Raw genomic sequence first — 15,677 nt, 5'->3', positions numbered from 1 at the left:
GTCACACCTTTCGAGTTAAGTGCTTCTCTACGATGCGCTTATTTTTTAAAGTGGTAAAGCACCAAAGTAGTTTCATTTTACCTCATTATTGCCGGAAATAAAATTCTTTTCTTTCGAACATCGTAAATCCCTTTCTGTGTTACCCGAATATAGGGTAAGTGAGTGGATGAAAAGAATTGCAAACTATACATCGGATCTTCATGTTTATAGCCACGTTCTCTTAGTTTCTTCGTAAAGCTTTGTTCTTGGTTCATAATGACTTCCATCGGTTTATCCGACATCATGCCAAGTAAGGGGAGCTCAATTCGGTCAATAACTTGATCTTCTTCTACAAGGATTAATCCTCCACCTTGCTTTTTCAATTCGTTAAAGGCTTGCACCATCGCCTTAAGAGACTTACCAATTAAAATAACATCCCCAGTATATGAGTAGGAACTTGCCAATCCCATCACAGACGTAGAAAATCCTTTAAGCGTTGTCGTCACTAGCCATTTACCTTTCTTATCAATCATGGCGAAAAAGGATTCATCGTGATCCGTTGATAGGGCGGTTGATGCTGTTTCTAACATAGTTTGGTACGGCTTTAGGATAACAGCATTTGTCATTTCGATGCCCATTGGCATCGAAAAATGAAGTTCGTTTTCTGAAAGCGTCCAATTAAATTCAATGGGTGCAATACCATAATCAGACCATGGGAAACTCGCTTCTTTCGTAACAGCTTCTCCATCGCGTAAAATCCACTGACCTTTTGCAAGCACACTAACAGGGGTAGGCGAATCTTTTGCAGACAAGAAGTTCAGGTGAGCAGTGCGACCAGGTCCAATCATTCCTAATTTATGGTCAATATTATAGTAGCGCGCTACATAATATGTTGCCATCCCGTAAGCATCGATTGGATCAATTCCAGAATCAATGGCAATCTGTATGCATTTATTCATGATGCCCTCTTCGTAAAATGAAGGGGGTGAGCCATCTGTTGTCATCAAACAGCGCCCAAAATAATCAACACCGAGCTCTTTTAATTCTTTAAATAGCCGTGGTAAATCTGGTCGTATAGAAGAATGACGGAGTGACACTGTATAACCAACATCGAGTCTCCGAACAACTTCTTCCCCTGTAATGGCCTCATGATCACAAGTAACACCTAATAACGCCATTTGCGAGAGCGTTTTCTCAGATGCTCCCGGCAGATGCCCTTCTATTGGTTTTCTTAGACGGGTCGTCTCTTGCATCCAATGTAAAGTTGTGTCGTCACCTTGTAAAACTCGCGGCCAAGAAGTAAGCTCTCCACCTTGAACGACGAGATGATGCTCCAGCCATGCTTTAATTTTCGAATTAGAAAACATATCATCTTTAAGCAATTCTGATTGAGAATCATATCTCGTCCACCAATACATCGTTGTCGGTAGCTCTTCCAATTTTTCAATCAAAGAAAGCGCTTTCTTTTTTTCTAAGTTTAAAAAATAAACTAGATTGTCATTAATCAATGTGGTAGTCCCGCGCTCAGATGCATATTGAGCTAAACTAAGGGGATTATATAATTGAAATGGATGGGCGTGATGTTCAATATAACCTGGAACAATAAATTGACCTGTACAGTCTACTACTTCGGCATCGCCTAACGTCTCAGGCATCTCCTGTCCAACATAAACAATCTGATCATCAGCAATCCATATATTGGCTTCGAGCCATTTTCTTCTTGCAAAGTTTAAATAAGTGGCATGTTTGAGTACTAAGGTTGGTGGTCGTTCACCACGAATAACACTTAGATGCTCTCTTAGCCTAGTCTTCGTCCATCGCTGTATTCGCTCAGTCGTCATTATATCACTCATTTCGTCTGTCAATCTTTCACTTATCTTACCATATATCTGGGTAAAATTTATGTTGAATTGTGACATTTTATCACAACTTTTTTTGGAGGTTTTCACTATGATCAACAGATTAAATCAACCATTTACACTCATTTCATTTTTCTTAACAGTCGTATTCCTTTTACTGTCGGCAAAACCCATTAAACAATTGACAGTCATCCGGTGTATCCTCATTTTCTTTGGTATCATTAAATGGATGGAACTATGCTTAGAAAAAAAGAAAAACCATATACAACCAAATGTAATAAATCCGTCTTAGCTTTACTGTACCAAAGAACGTTCTTTAATACAAATAAAAATACTCGGAAAAGAGAAAAAGGCTAGGTAATATGTCGTAGCCTTCTTTTCTTTTCTAAAAAAGTAACACCATTACCATTCCAACAAATGATACATTAACCGATACACAAAGAAAAACAAAACATAGCCACCAGAGGTTAAAAAGAGGGGGTCTAAGAACACACCATGTATAGACGTCATAAAGACAGTTTGATCGAGAAGAATTTGTTGAATGGCGGACATCGTTATCGCAGCAAAAACGATTGTGCTAATCACTGCTAAAAAGGCCATTACTTTTTCGGCAATAATCGATTGCCTCACTACAATAACGATTGCAGCTGGTATGACCGTTAACAAAACAATAAATAAGAACATGAACCATTCCTCCTTCTTACGTAAGATTCGTATACAGAAACGGCTTTTTGATAGTTTCTTCATTTATCACTTTATCTATACCGTTCATCTAAAGGTAGGAAGAATAATGCTGTTTACATCGCTATACACTACCAACGTATGGCAAAAGAAAAACGAATTCATAAAAAAGAGCAGACAGAAAAAAGGCTATGCTTCTTGTTTAAGCATAGCCTTCTTATATGTTTACTTATTCATTTGTTGGTAAATCTGTAATAGAGTCAATATCCATGTATTCAGGCACAACAAGACCGATTTTAGTACCTTCAAGATTTGCACCTAGATCTTCTAAGTCACCTTCATAATCTTCAATGAAATGTCCGTGTGTTAATGGTAACCAAGCCGCTACACTCGCGTCTGAATCACCAGTTGCAAGAGATTGCCACATATATGGTGCTTCCATGTCCATTAAATTCGGTTCAAAGCCCATATCAGTAAGAACTGTCGCGATCACATTAGTAGAGGCAATTTCTGAATCCCAGTTCACAAGGGATAACGTAATAGATTGGCCATCTACTTCCTCGACACCATTAGTCCATTCGCTAACTGTATCTTGGTTATCATCCACCCAGTTACGCGCAGCTTCTTCAGGACTTGCGCCTTCTTCAATTTCTAGCATGACGGTTTCCATATCTTCTGGTGTCCAGAAGAAATTCGTTAAAATTTGATGCGCTTCTGGCATGTCCTCTTCTAAACCAAGACGTGCAATCGTATGAATATTCTCTGCGTCGCCATAAATATTATCTGGATCGTCTAAGTATTTTAAATCAAATGATTCGAACTTCCAGTGTGGTGACCAACCTGTCACAACAATTGGATCATGATTTTCAATATGATTCGCAAGTTGCTGTGTCATAACCGCACTACTTGAGACATCTAACTCTAAATCTAAATTGTAATGCTCAATCGCATCTTCTGTTGCAGTCATGATACCTGCTCCAGGTTCAATCCCCGTAATAGCTGTTAAATTCTCTGCAATCTCTTCTTGAGACAACATATCTGCTTCATCTTCAACTGAACCTGTATTACCATCACCATTGTCGTCACTACCACATGCAGCTAATGTTACAACTAGTGCAAGACTTGTTGTCGTTCCTATATGCTTCCAATTCATACGTCAATCGACCTCCAAATTTGTTTTCTCTATTTATGTGAAGGGGGAAACCTCCCCCTACGCATCAACCTCGTGCTTCTTGCTTTTTATTAAAGCTTTGTGTTAATCGGTCAAGAATAATAGCTACGATTACGATAGCAATCCCTGATTCGAATCCAGCTCCAATATCGTTTTGACCAACAGCACGATACACATCACGGCCAATACCCGATGCACCAATCATCGCAGCAATAACGACCATTGAAAGAGCGAGCATTACAGTCTGGTTAATTCCAGCCATAATCGTTCCTTTTGCAAGTGGCAATTGGACTTTAAATAATTTTTGTGTACTCGTTGACCCGAACGCTTCTGACGCTTCAATAAGTTCGGTGGATACTTGACGAATCCCTAAATTAGTCATTCGGACAGTTGGAGGCATCGCGAATATAACAGATGCCACAACCCCTGGTACCATTCCAACACCAAAGAATGTTACAGCTGGTATTAAGTATACAAATGCGGGCATCGTTTGCATGAAATCAAGTATAGGCTTGAAAAACGCTTCAACACCATCTTTTTTGGCCATCCAAATCCCTAACGGCACCCCTAAAATGACCGAAATGACACCTGCCGAGAGAACGATGGACAATGTATCAAGCATTCCATTCCAAAAATTCAAGCTATCAATAAAGACTAAACCGATGGTTACAAAGGCAACAAGTCCCCATTTACCACGATTTAACAAATACGTTGCAATAGCAATAAGGATAATAAACAGCCAACTAGGCGGTAATGATATAACCCAATAAATTCCATCAATTAATTGACCAATTAAAAAGACAATCGCACTAAAAAACCAATCTGCATTTCGATTTAACCAGTCGGCAATGACCTCAACCCATTCACCTACTTCCAGACGGGGTAGAAAATCCATTAAAATCGACCTCACTTCCTGATAACGCACCTAGAACTGCGCTTCGTACAATAATACCTTTTAATCTATTTTCTTCTTTAACAACAAGCGGTACAGCGCTCACTGCTAGACGGTCCATTAATTCATTTAAAGGCGTATCCTTTTCTACACTTGGAATATCTTCAATAATAATGGATTCTACACTGTTAACATTTTGCTTGATCAGTTCAGAAACATCTGTAGCATGAATAATACCAACAAGGTCTCGATTACGCTTTGTCACGTAAATACTAGAGATGCCTGCATCTTTCATTCGTTGCAGCGCCACACGAGGACCATCTTTTTCAAGATTAATCGTCTCTGGACGAATCATGACGTTTTCAGCAGTAAAAACTTTCGAACGATCCACATCTTCAACAAAGCGCTCAACATATTCGTTTTCCGGCTTTGTTAAAATTTCCTCGGGCGTCCCAATTTGAACAACAGAACCGTCTTTCATGATCATGATGCGGTCACCAATTCTAAGCGCCTCATCCAAATCATGCGTAATAAAGATAATCGTGCGATTCATTTTTTCTTGTAGATCAAGTAATTCATCTTGCATATCTTTACGAATAAGTGGATCAAGTGCCGAAAATGCTTCATCCATCAAAAGAATGTCCGGATCATTTGCAAGCGCTCGTGCTAAACCAACACGTTGCTGCATACCACCAGAGAGTTGATCAGGATAACTTGTTTCATATCCTTTTAATCCAACAAGTTCTAATGATGTTTGAGCTGTCTCTTTTCTTTTTTCTTTCGGAATACCTTGAATTTCAAGACCATATTCGACATTGCTTAAAATGGTACGGTTTGGAAACAAACCAAACTTTTGAAACACCATGCTCATTTTTTTACGTCGAACTTCGCGAAGGTTTTTTTGGTCCATTTTCGCTAAATCTTCCCCATCGACCATAACGCTTCCGACTGTTGGATTAATTAAGCGATTTAGAAGTCGAACTAGCGTTGACTTCCCACTACCAGAAAGTCCCATTATTACGAAAATTTCGCCATCTTCAACTTCGAAACTCGCCCGATCAACCCCAACGGTCAATCCAGTTTTCTCTAATATCTCAGGTTTTTTCTTACCTTCTTTTAGCATATCTAAGGCTCGTTTAGGTTTTTTGCCAAACACTTTAGTTAAACCTTCAACCTTTATTTTCGACAAATCTTCCACCTCTTTATACAATTCCTGCGTCTTTATGACTATGTAACTATACCCTATAAATCAAAATGTAATCAAACTGAATAAAGCATTCTATCCGTTAGTATTGTTTGTACAGTTTTTATTAAACGAATTTAATCGTACCTTTCCTTTGAAATGCTCCATTATCCTAATAAATCCTCTCATTTCTCTTAGTGTTCTCTTTTTTTGTATTTTGTTACACTTTATTTATCAATCTTTTGGAGGAATATTATGGAGACAACAAACTATGATCCATCTTTAGATGAACGACTCCAACATATACGTGAAACATTCATCCATGAGCTATCCACAAACCTTCATCTATACGGCATGAATGAATCAACTGGTCGTCTTTACGGAGCACTCCTATTTGAAGAAAACGCCCTAACCCTCGACCAAATGAGTGATCATTTAGGTATGAGCAAGACAAGTATGAGCACGAGTATTCGTCAGCTAACGGAAGCGAATATGGCCAGAAAGGTATGGCAGAAGGGTGTACGAAAAGACCTCTATACGTCAGAAGACGATTGGTATAATTCCTTTATAGCCATTTTTACAAAGCAATGGCGAACGGCTATAGAACGCAATCGTAAAGCCAGTCTAGAAATGGAACAGGAGTTACAGTCTCTTCTAGAGGAAGCCCCTCACTTAACAGATCAAATTAAAATTGATTTAATAAAACTCCAGCACGCAAACGGCTATTATGATTGGATCGATGACTTTGTTACCACCCTTGAAAGCGGGGTAATTTTCAAAATATTACCAAAGAAGTAATGCACGAGTGAGGCGAGGGCGTGAGACTGTGACCGTGTCTTCGCCTCGCACCGTGTACATATTATTCTTTGAAGCGTGCAGAAATCCAAACAAACCTGAACTTTATGAAGTTCAGGTTCTCTTCTAAACAGACTTTCTCTCCATTAAACGAATACCAATTCCAGTAAATGCGAGACCCATGAAAATAAGTACCGCACTCGGGAATAGAAATTCGTCTATCGACCAATTACCATATGTTGCACCCGCCATCATCTCTAACCCATACCGAAGTGGACTACCATAGGACAATGCGAGCATCCATTCTGAATCCACAATGTCTAATGGCCAAAAAACTCCACCTAACATAGCAAAGCTTGTTCCGAATAATGGAATGACTGCCGTTAACTGTTGTGAAGATGTGACAATCCCACTCATAAAAATCCCAAACGCCATCGTTGCAAATAAATAAGGCACCATGACAAGAAAGAGTGACCAAAACCCTCCATAGAAATCTACATTAAATACCGTTGCAAACAAAACGAGTACAATGGTAATTTGCGCAAAGGAAAGCATAAATGCCACAAGCAAGTTGCTCAGATAGAGCTCGGTTTTTGTAGTCGATGTTAAAATTAATCGATTCCATACACCGTCCTCTTTTAATTCAAGAATCGTTAAAATTGTAAAACCCATAGTGAAAAAGGAAAAGAAAAGCGTAAAGCCAAATAAACTTCGAAGCTGCTCATCTACCTTTGTTTTTTGCTCCATTGCCTGTGATTCAAATGCAAATACATCGTCATTCGTTTCCGCCGTACCTACCTGTTCCACATAGTGTAGTAAGTAATGAGACTCAAGTACTGGTTGAACCATGTACATAAGAGGAGCATTTTCAAAAGCACTATGAATCACGTAGGATGATGCTTTTAACTCCACAACCGCCTCCACGCCTTGTGCACTTAAAAGCCGATTTGCTTCTTGTTTGCTTGTCGCTTCAAATACATACTCTTCATAATTGCGATTTAATAAAGACACTCGTTCATTTAGTACATCTTCTCCTAACGAATCCGAGTAAACCGTCACATGTATGTGAGAAGATCCTGCGCTACTCATGATAAGCGTAAAAAACACAGTCATACCGATCATAAGAAGCAAGGTAAATGGAGAACGTATAATTTCTTTCGTGTATTGATAAAAAATAGCTGTCATGACTCTATGCCTCCTTTAGATGGAAACACAACCCACGCAACGACAAACAACACAAGTGAAAAGATGGACAAGTAAAGAAGTGAGTTCGAAAGTTGTGCAATCGATTCACCTTGACCGGCTTGGATGAACGCTTGAAGCGCCCGTCCATTTGGTGTAAACTGTCCGATTTCATTAAGTAATGGTGATAAGTTAGATGACGGAAAAAAACTCCCACCTAAAAACCCTAAAATAGACACAACAAGAAGCATAAAAACGTTCGCTACTTTTTCTGTATTTGCTCGAAACTGGATTGCAACAAGGAGTGAGGCAACACTTCCTACTGCTAAACAAAGCACAATAGCAACAGCCATAAAGCTTAGCCAATTTGTGATTGTAATTTGAAAAATCAGCATAGATAGACCAAACAAAACCAATAATTGAAGAAAGACAATTACGCATGAAGTCGCAAATTTCGCCAGTAAATAGTTTGCAGGTTGAACATTTGCTATGACTAGTCGCCCATAAATTTTTCCTTTTTTCTCGGAAAATGCGAAATTCGCCATAAGTCCGGCAGTAAAAAAAACATACAAAACACCCATTCCATATGTGTAATATTCAAATGATGTAAGAGGTGATGTCCCTTGAACCACAACGTTCCCGAAATCAATTATCCCCTCATCATTTTCAGCGAGTTCTGTATGTGCATACACTTGCTCCATGTACGAATTCATCATCGTTTCAACCATCATCGCATGCTGCCTTTGTTCTTGATTTACGTATAATTGAAAAGACTCTACCTGTTCTGACCAACCTCCTACAAGCTGCTCATGCCAAAGCATCAGTCGATACTCTGACGGAATTTCTATGACAGCAGTGTAATCTTCATGCACCACATTACTATCAGGTGAATAATAATCGACGCTTATGTCACCATCCATGTAAGCAAAAAGAGAGTCAGGCACAGCTAACGGCTTTAATTCGTCTTCATGAACAGAAAACCTTTCAGATGCTATCTGTAGATCTTCTTCAAGTGTGGATGTCTCGATTACAGCAATTGAGACGTCCTCAAAACTCACCTCTGAGGAAAACGAATTCGTTAATGCAAATCCTAAAATCATAGTAGATACAAAAGGTAGCAACAATGTTGATAAAAGCGCTCCCTTATCATGAACGAGTTGTTTTAATTCTTTTTGAAAAATACTCATGATAACGCTCCTTTAATCGCGTAAAGTACGACCTGTTAAATGAAGAAATACATCTTCTAAAGTCGACTCTTCTACTTTTATAGCACGCACTTCAACATTCTCTCCTTGCGCCACTTGTAACAATTCTTTAAATAATTCTTTTTTGTAAGAAACGACTCGATAACCGCTCTCTATCTCAACGACAGATTTCACATCCTCCAATGCTTGTAACTGTTGTTCCAATGTTTTCTTCTGTACACGGACGATTAATTCATACGTACGTTCCACACTTAGAATTTGCTTTAGTTCATTCTTTGTACCCGATGCGATAATGGATCCACGATCCATAATGTAGATACGGTCGCACAAGAATTCAACTTCTTCCATGTAATGACTGGTATACAGAATGGTTTTTCCTTCTTCTTGTTGTAATTTACGGATTAAATCAAGCAAGTGCCTTCTTGAATGCGGGTCAATGCCAACAGTCGGTTCATCTAATATAAGGAATTCTGGCTGATGAATAAGGGCAACGGCTAAATTTAAGCGTCGTTTCATTCCTCCTGAAAAGGTTTTAACTTGATGATTCTTTCGTTCTTCTAGCTCCACTAAGTCTAATAATTCATTGACACGTTCTGTTAATGCTCCTCCTTTTAATTTGTAAGCTTTTCCGAAGAATTGTAGATTTTCGCGAGCGGTTAATTCACCATAAAGCGCAATATCTTGTGGAACGACACCGATTTTTTCTCGAAATGATTTTAATTGTGAATGAATAGACTTTCCATTAAAAAAGATCTTTCCTTTCGTTGGCTTGCTTAAGCTCGATAACATCTCGATTAACGTCGACTTTCCCGCTCCATTCGGTCCCAGTAAGCCTACGGATTCACCTTTCTTTAAATAAAGACCCATTCCATTGACCGCATGAACCGATCCAAACGATTTTGTAAGTTGCTCTGCTTCTATCAAAATCGGTCACCTCCTACTCATTACGACAAGTGTAAACGAAAAAAAGAGCGCTCGCGATTCACTAGAGTCACTCTTTTGTCTTGTTTTATATGACTGGAGTCATATGTTGTGTTTAACTGCATAGATCGCAAGCTGTGTACGGTCCCGGACATCTAGTTTCGTGAATAGTTGACTAACGTAATTTTTGACAGTCCCAATCGTTAAAAATAAAGCTTCGGAAATCTCGGCGTTGCTTAGCCCTTCTCCTACCATTCTAGTAATTTCTATTTCTCGTTCACTTAAAAAAGGAATCTCTGTACGACTTGATTGCTTCCGTTCAAGCAAAGTCGGAATAACTTTCGCCGCTACTTGTCCGTCGAGAATAAACTCACCCTTTAACGCTTTTTCAATTGACATGAGAAGGTTTTCTCGATCTGCATCTTTTAATATGTATCCGTTCGCTCCTAACTTCAATGATTCAAGTGCATATTCTTCATCAGCAAAGGTTGTGAGCATGACAATTCTTACTTCCTTGTTTGTATTACGAATTTCTTTTACTGCTTCAATTCCATTCATCATCGGCATACGGACGTCCATTAGTATTAAATCAACATGATGGGTCATAGTTAGTTGAACCGCTTCTAACCCATTATTTGCTTCCAACGTTTTATACATACCATCAAATTCGAGCATCATTTTTAATCCTTGTCTAACAATGAGCTGGTCTTCAGCGAGCAGAATTTGTTTTTGAATCAATAGGAAACACCCCTTTCATGTAAAAAGTGTCTTCATTAAAATGTGCATAAAATTGCCCATCTAATTCTTCAAATCGATTTCGAAGTTGAGTGAGCCCGAATCCTTCATGAAACCTTTTCTTTTCAGCTTCGTTTTCTAAAATGGCTACGTACATATAGTCTGCATAGACTGATAACGTTACATTTACTTGTTTTGCATAAGCATGGCGCATTGCATTGGTTAATCCTTCTTGTACAAATCGGTAAAGAGCCGTGCTTTGCTCATTTGTTAACCCTTTTGATAGAGCCCCTGCCTCGGTCGTTAAGCGAACGTGTACGTGGCTCTCTGCTTCAAGCTTCCGAATCAATCGAAGAATCATGGCCACACCGCGAATTTCCTCCATCTCAAGAGCGCGCACCGCTTTGCGCATTTCATCTAGCGCTTGCCGAGCAGTCTGTTTTGCCTCACTTAAATAAGGATTTTCGATCCCATTTTGCAGTTCAGCCATCTGCAGCTGCATTCCAAGCGCCGTCAGTTGATGACCGACAGAATCATGGACGTCTCGTGCAATCCTTGTCCGTTCTGCTTGTTTAACGGTATCTTCCTCTTCAACAAGCTGCCTTTTAAGTAAACGTTTTTCATACAAAAGTGTATTCACTTGTTCCTGATTTACATGATTCAGTTGTATTTGTTTGTTAAGATAAACCGCACAGTAAAGGCTTATAAAAGATAAGAAAAGCGCTATCGTAGTCATTGATAACGTACCTTCACTTAGCAGAACCGAACAGAGAAGGATTGCGCCAAAAGCGAAATTGTAGCGTTTAGCGACAATTTGTGAAAAGTAAGGCAGCAATACAAGTAGTAACACGATCAACCACGTTTGTTCTCCAGGAAAAGTAATCATTGTCACGAGTGCTAAAAGAATATAGAGATAGACGCCATTGGACCATAATGGCTCAGAACATACTCCACCTATCATTATGCCTAATAGAATCCAAAAAAAAGCATTCGCCAATAGCGAAGGGTCAAGAAAAACGACTACGCCATTCGCAATAACGATAAAGCATATTGGAAGCCAGCCATTCATACAGAACCAATCTCTTTATAATAGTAATTCGTTGCTTCTAATTGATGGGATCGTGCGGATTTTGCAAACTGAGGAATCGTCCCCGCAAACGTGTAGCCCAATTTTTTATAGAGTTCATTTGCCGATGATCCCTTCTCCGTATCAAGTACAAGTAACGTTATTCCTTTAGCAACTGCCGCTACCTCTACTTCCTTCAATAATTGCATTGCGTACCCGCGTCCGCGAAACGTTGGATGAACCATTACTTTTGCAATTTCTGCACGGTGTCGACCATTCTCTTTTTCACTACAAGCAAGTTGTACAGTACCAACCAGTTTCCCTTGTTCCATCGCTATAAATACCATTAACGTATCTTTTATCTCAACCGTATCCCAGTAAGCTTCTGCTTTTTCTATTGATATTGGTGCTAAAAAATTTATAGAGGCTCCTTCGTTAACACATTCTGTTAACAACTGACTCAACTCTTTTTTATACGCTGTTAAATGGTAAATTTGTTTGATCATGAGTAGGCTCCTTTTCTATACATTCCACGTACCCGAAGCAAGCAGCACAGCCTGTCCACCAACATGTATGTCAAAAGAATTGACTTTTTTCTCCCCTTTTAAATGAAGGGTGGAGGGCCTATTCATGAATACTCCTTGTTCAGATACAAGCGACAAACGTGACACAGCTTCATGTTTCATTATAAAAGCTAAAATGGCACCATTTGAAGAACCTGTTGCCACGTCTTCTGGAATGCCGTAGTATGGTGCAAAATCTCGAACAGAAAGATCTGATCGATCCCCTTCCATCGCAAAAACACAAATTCCTTTTGCTTCAATGCGGCTAATTAACGCTTCGTAAGCTGAATGGTTCAGTTTTGTTCGCTTCAGGACTTCTACAGATTTCACCGGTGCAACTACAACAGGAAGCCCTGTAGAAATTTCTTGAACAGGCCAAAATGGGTGAAAATCAACCTCTTTTAAACCTAATACTTTAGCAGCTTCACAAGGTGGTATGACTTGGCTGAATTGAGGTGTTTGCTGAGTCATCCAATAAATCGAGGTCTGATTATCGATTAAAACAGGCACAAGACCACTTTTTGTTCGGAACACCATCTTATTTGAAGTACTCCCGTAGCGTGAATGCCATATAAAAGCAGCCCCTATTAGAGGGTGCCCTCCAAATGGAATCTCTTCTTCAGGTGTATGAATCCATGCATCAATTATGTGATTTTCCGTTAACTGAAGAAAAATCGTCTCTGAAAAATGAAGTTCTTTTGCCAGCTGTTGTCGAATAGAGACTTCAAGATTATCATCCAAAATAAAAACTGCGAGTTGATTGCCTGAAAATGCTTGATCAGTAAACACATCTACTATATAAAAGGGAATTTGCTTCATTTACTTAAACACCACTTCTTTAGACAGAACCCGTTGAATGACGTTAACAAGTAGCGTTGTTCGTTCTTCTAATGAAGAGACTTGTAAACATTCTTCTTCACTATGAAAGCCACTACCCACTGGACCCATTCCATCGATTGTTGGAATACCGAGTGCTGATGTGTATGAAGCATCGGATCCTCCACCTGAAGACGTTTCTCCCACTTCAATCCCTTCTAAGCGGGCTTGTTCTCGCACAAGTTCGTACAGCTGAATCGTTTTATTCGATCGTATCATTGGCGGTCTCGTAATCCCTCCTTTAACAGACGTTGATGTGCCTTTGATTCTCGTTTCATTCGCAATTGTCTGGATAGCTGCTTCAAGTTCTCTTGCTTGTTCCATTTTTGAAATACGAATGTCTATGTCAGCTTCTGCGTAATCTGCAACTGTATTAACCGCTGTTCCGCCTCTTATAACCCCAACGTTCACATGAGTTCCTGCTGTAGCATCAGATAGCTGATGTAAAGCGATAATTTTGTAGGCTAATTCTTCTACCGCGCTTGCCCCCTTTTCAGGGTCATTGCCAGAATGGGCGGCAATCCCTTCAACACGCATAACATATCGTCCTCCACCACGACGAAACGTCACCACCGATCCGTCTTTTCGTGCTGGCTCCATAACAAGAACAGCCTTCTTCCCGATTGCCTGTTCCTCAATGATGCTACGTCCAGATGGTGCACCAATTTCTTCATCGCTTGTTAACAATACTTCGATTTGGTTTAGAATCGCAGGATCGGTTTCATGAAGCGTTTTAAGCGCAAAGTAAGTAGTGACATGGCTTCCTTTCATATCTGCTACACCCGGTCCATAAGCTTTATCCTCTTTCACCACAAAAGGGCGAGCAGCCGAAGTTCCCATTGGAAAGACCGTATCCATATGGAGCATGAGCAAGATGGAGGGTTGTTTATTTGTTTTCTCTTGTTTCAACAAGATATGGTGACCATACTCCTCTTGCTTGAACATGGTTTCTACAAATCCTAGTTCTTTAAAGGCATTTATTAAATAGGAACCAACCTTGTCCACTCCTGCCTTATCATATGAACCACTATCCATCATCACTAATTCTTTTAACATATGTAGCATCTCTTTTTGTTTGCTCACTCTTATCACTACTTTCATACATTCATATTTTTCTGACATCCTTTTCTAAAAGGAAGAACCTACGAGTAGGATCATAGGTGATTGCTTTTAATAAAATAATAGCATGATACTAATGGAAATTGCGGCAAAAAGTAAAGCAAAGGGTACGTTTGTCATCATAATGCGATAAGGATTTTGCTCTGTATGACGTGCTGTCATCGTCACAATAATGCCATATGGAGACATCGTGAATGTTGCCAGGGCGCTGACAATGTACATCACCGTTAACGGTATTGGCATAATTGGCATAAGGATGGGTCCAATGACTTCATGGACAAGTACCATTGAAGCTATGGGATGAATCCCAATCATTGCAAGTAAATAAAAGCTCAACGGGATGATTGCAAGTAATAGTACCGGCTGTTCGCCTAATTGATAAAGGGGTTCTTGCACATAACGAAGCACTTCTGTTTGATTAAGCATTCCGGTAAACCAACCAAGTGAGACAAATAACACAATAAAGGGATGAATGCCCGTTTGTAGCTGTTTCCCTAAGGAAAAAAGACCTTCTTTAAGAAAAGCCCTCCCTTTCCCTAACATGGATGTCCACGCTAAAGAAAAAAGTGGTATAAGCAGGACGACAGTTAAAATAAAGGAAAGATCTAGCCATTCTCCTAGAGCCATAACAAGTATTAAAAAAACGATCACTGCGCTAATGAGCGACCATTTCGAGCGACCACCTTCTTCTTGGAAAACAATAGAGAGTCGTTCATTCTGCCGCATAGCACGCTTTCCTATTTCAACGAACGTCATCAATACTGACAGGAGAAGTAAGTACGGTATAAGAGAAAAGTAACTCTCTCCTGTTAAGCCAATTGCTGTCACAACCATAATTTCCATTGGCATCCAAACAAGCGCTAGTGCATAGCCACGTAACGTCGTTTGGCTTATTAATACATCACGCTCTTTTTTAGTAATGGCAGTTAATTTTTCCTTTAACGTATGTTGCAACAAGGGGAGAACTGACAAGTTCATAAAAGGAACAAATCCATATGTCGTTAGGAGAGAACGTGTATGTAATTTCCCATTTGTAGTTGCCCCTTTAAATAACCATGTCTGTACTTGCTTATCGTAATGAAGGGTTTCAATTGCCGCTTGCATAAGAGGCACAATCGCCACAAAAACAACAAGGGTTAAATTGTTTGAGAATAATGGCGGGATGTCTTGTAAAGATACATTGCTAAAAGGAACGAACAATGCGCCACCAGATAAAAAGGCCAATCCCATACCTTGAAATAAACGATTTGAGCGAAAAAAGGAATAGACGAGCATCGGGAGTGTCAATAAACCGCCTATCCACAGTAATAGACTCGCTTGAAGGGCTAGCCCAATAAAAACAAGTAATAAAATCATTCCGTAGTAAAAGCGTTGCACATTCATTCCTCCGGTTATCAAGTAACTCTGTAATCGTACCTGAAATGTTGCTAATTGACCAGAGTAAACGAAT

The 15,677-nt window shown here is 39.5% G+C and carries 16 protein-coding genes; 2 read left to right on the top strand and 14 right to left on the bottom strand.

Annotation, left to right across the window (positions count from 1 at the left end):
- Positions 1–77: 77 nt before the first annotated feature.
- On the bottom strand, positions 78–1,820 hold the full coding sequence (locus FPV17_RS05990; RefSeq protein WP_144558469.1) for an adenine deaminase C-terminal domain-containing protein: 1,743 nt from the start codon (positions 1,818–1,820) through the stop codon (positions 78–80).
- Positions 1,821–1,929: 109 nt separating this feature from the next.
- Between FPV17_RS05990 and FPV17_RS05985 the strand changes: the two genes are divergently transcribed.
- Positions 1,930–2,130, top strand: a complete 201-nt coding sequence (locus FPV17_RS05985) for a hypothetical protein (protein ID WP_035393235.1) — start codon at positions 1,930–1,932, stop codon at positions 2,128–2,130.
- Between the two features lie 110 nt (positions 2,131–2,240).
- Here the strand turns inward: FPV17_RS05985 and FPV17_RS05980 are convergent, their stop codons facing one another.
- The 4 genes from FPV17_RS05980 to FPV17_RS05965 form a co-directional block, all read right to left on the bottom strand.
- A complete protein-coding gene (locus FPV17_RS05980) occupies positions 2,241–2,522 on the bottom strand; it encodes a hypothetical protein (protein WP_035393238.1) in 282 nt (93 codons plus the stop codon).
- Positions 2,523–2,748: 226 nt separating this feature from the next.
- Positions 2,749–3,672 (bottom strand): glycine betaine ABC transporter substrate-binding protein, encoded by a 924-nt coding sequence (locus tag FPV17_RS05975; protein ID WP_060705172.1) that lies wholly within the window; start codon positions 3,670–3,672, stop codon positions 2,749–2,751.
- Positions 3,673–3,736: 64 nt separating this feature from the next.
- The gene (locus FPV17_RS05970) at positions 3,737–4,585 is read right to left on the bottom strand and encodes an ABC transporter permease (protein WP_035393240.1); all 849 of its coding nucleotides are present in this window, start codon (positions 4,583–4,585) and stop codon (positions 3,737–3,739) included.
- Complete coding sequence (locus FPV17_RS05965) at positions 4,554–5,771, bottom strand: quaternary amine ABC transporter ATP-binding protein (protein ID WP_035393243.1); 1,218 nt, start codon at positions 5,769–5,771, stop codon at positions 4,554–4,556. The genes FPV17_RS05970 and FPV17_RS05965 overlap by 32 nt, the downstream gene beginning before the upstream one ends.
- 249 nt (positions 5,772–6,020) lie before the next feature.
- On the opposite strand from FPV17_RS05965, the gene FPV17_RS05960 reads away from it, so the two are divergent.
- Positions 6,021–6,563, top strand: a complete 543-nt coding sequence (locus FPV17_RS05960) for a GbsR/MarR family transcriptional regulator (protein WP_035393248.1) — start codon at positions 6,021–6,023, stop codon at positions 6,561–6,563.
- 123 nt (positions 6,564–6,686) lie between these two features.
- On the opposite strand, the gene FPV17_RS05955 is transcribed toward FPV17_RS05960, so the two are convergent.
- From FPV17_RS05955 to FPV17_RS05915, 9 genes are all read right to left on the bottom strand, one after another.
- Positions 6,687–7,745: an ABC transporter permease gene (locus tag FPV17_RS05955; protein WP_035393249.1), complete on the bottom strand. Its 1,059-nt coding sequence runs from the start codon at positions 7,743–7,745 to the stop codon at positions 6,687–6,689.
- The gene (locus FPV17_RS05950) at positions 7,742–8,929 is read right to left on the bottom strand and encodes an ABC transporter permease (RefSeq protein WP_144558468.1); all 1,188 of its coding nucleotides are present in this window, start codon (positions 8,927–8,929) and stop codon (positions 7,742–7,744) included. The genes FPV17_RS05955 and FPV17_RS05950 overlap by 4 nt, the downstream gene beginning before the upstream one ends.
- Positions 8,930–8,941: 12 nt before the next feature.
- Positions 8,942–9,871, bottom strand: a complete 930-nt coding sequence (locus tag FPV17_RS05945) for an ABC transporter ATP-binding protein (protein ID WP_186370742.1) — start codon at positions 9,869–9,871, stop codon at positions 8,942–8,944.
- 99 nt (positions 9,872–9,970) lie between these two features.
- Positions 9,971–10,606 carry a response regulator gene (locus tag FPV17_RS05940; protein ID WP_144558466.1) on the bottom strand — a complete coding sequence of 212 codons (636 nt, stop codon included), beginning with the start codon at positions 10,604–10,606 and terminating at the stop codon, positions 9,971–9,973.
- Positions 10,578–11,672, bottom strand: a complete 1,095-nt coding sequence (locus FPV17_RS05935; protein WP_144558465.1) for a sensor histidine kinase — start codon at positions 11,670–11,672, stop codon at positions 10,578–10,580. The genes FPV17_RS05940 and FPV17_RS05935 overlap by 29 nt, the downstream gene beginning before the upstream one ends.
- A complete protein-coding gene (locus tag FPV17_RS05930) occupies positions 11,669–12,175 on the bottom strand; it encodes a GNAT family N-acetyltransferase (protein WP_144558464.1) in 507 nt (168 codons plus the stop codon). The genes FPV17_RS05935 and FPV17_RS05930 overlap by 4 nt, the downstream gene beginning before the upstream one ends.
- 15 nt (positions 12,176–12,190) lie before the next feature.
- A complete protein-coding gene (locus tag FPV17_RS05925) occupies positions 12,191–13,051 on the bottom strand; it encodes a PhzF family phenazine biosynthesis protein (protein ID WP_144558463.1) in 861 nt (286 codons plus the stop codon).
- Positions 13,052–14,164, bottom strand: coding sequence for a M20 family metallopeptidase (locus FPV17_RS05920; protein ID WP_246117142.1), 1,113 nt, complete (start codon positions 14,162–14,164; stop codon positions 13,052–13,054).
- A 114-nt stretch (positions 14,165–14,278) separates the two neighbouring features.
- Positions 14,279–15,604: a hypothetical protein gene (locus FPV17_RS05915; protein ID WP_144558462.1), complete on the bottom strand. Its 1,326-nt coding sequence runs from the start codon at positions 15,602–15,604 to the stop codon at positions 14,279–14,281.
- Between the last annotated feature and the right edge of the window lie 73 nt (positions 15,605–15,677).

Origin of the sequence: Shouchella miscanthi, from assembly GCF_007725405.1 — a bacterium.
Lineage (GTDB): Bacteria > Bacillota > Bacilli > Bacillales > Bacillaceae_D > Shouchella > Shouchella hunanensis.
Note: the sequence above shows the minus strand (reverse complement) of the source record. Positions and strands in the feature narration are given on the sequence as shown.

Bases quoted from the DNA above. Each gene is read 5' to 3' on its own strand.
- FPV17_RS05990 (WP_144558469.1), bottom strand. From the start codon at position 1,820: ATGACGACTGAGCGAATACAGCGATGGACGAAGACTAGGCTAAGAGAG.
- FPV17_RS05985 (WP_035393235.1), top strand. From the start codon at position 1,930: ATGATCAACAGATTAAATCAACCATTTACACTCATTTCATTTTTCTTA.
- FPV17_RS05980 (WP_035393238.1), bottom strand. From the start codon at position 2,522: ATGTTCTTATTTATTGTTTTGTTAACGGTCATACCAGCTGCAATCGTT.
- FPV17_RS05975 (WP_060705172.1), bottom strand. From the start codon at position 3,672: ATGAATTGGAAGCATATAGGAACGACAACAAGTCTTGCACTAGTTGTA.
- FPV17_RS05970 (WP_035393240.1), bottom strand. From the start codon at position 4,585: ATGGATTTTCTACCCCGTCTGGAAGTAGGTGAATGGGTTGAGGTCATT.
- FPV17_RS05960 (WP_035393248.1), top strand. From the start codon at position 6,021: ATGGAGACAACAAACTATGATCCATCTTTAGATGAACGACTCCAACAT.
- FPV17_RS05955 (WP_035393249.1), bottom strand. From the start codon at position 7,745: ATGACAGCTATTTTTTATCAATACACGAAAGAAATTATACGTTCTCCA.
- FPV17_RS05950 (WP_144558468.1), bottom strand. From the start codon at position 8,929: ATGAGTATTTTTCAAAAAGAATTAAAACAACTCGTTCATGATAAGGGA.
- FPV17_RS05935 (WP_144558465.1), bottom strand. From the start codon at position 11,672: ATGAATGGCTGGCTTCCAATATGCTTTATCGTTATTGCGAATGGCGTA.
- FPV17_RS05930 (WP_144558464.1), bottom strand. From the start codon at position 12,175: ATGATCAAACAAATTTACCATTTAACAGCGTATAAAAAAGAGTTGAGT.
- FPV17_RS05925 (WP_144558463.1), bottom strand. From the start codon at position 13,051: ATGAAGCAAATTCCCTTTTATATAGTAGATGTGTTTACTGATCAAGCA.
- FPV17_RS05920 (WP_246117142.1), bottom strand. From the start codon at position 14,164: ATGTTAAAAGAATTAGTGATGATGGATAGTGGTTCATATGATAAGGCA.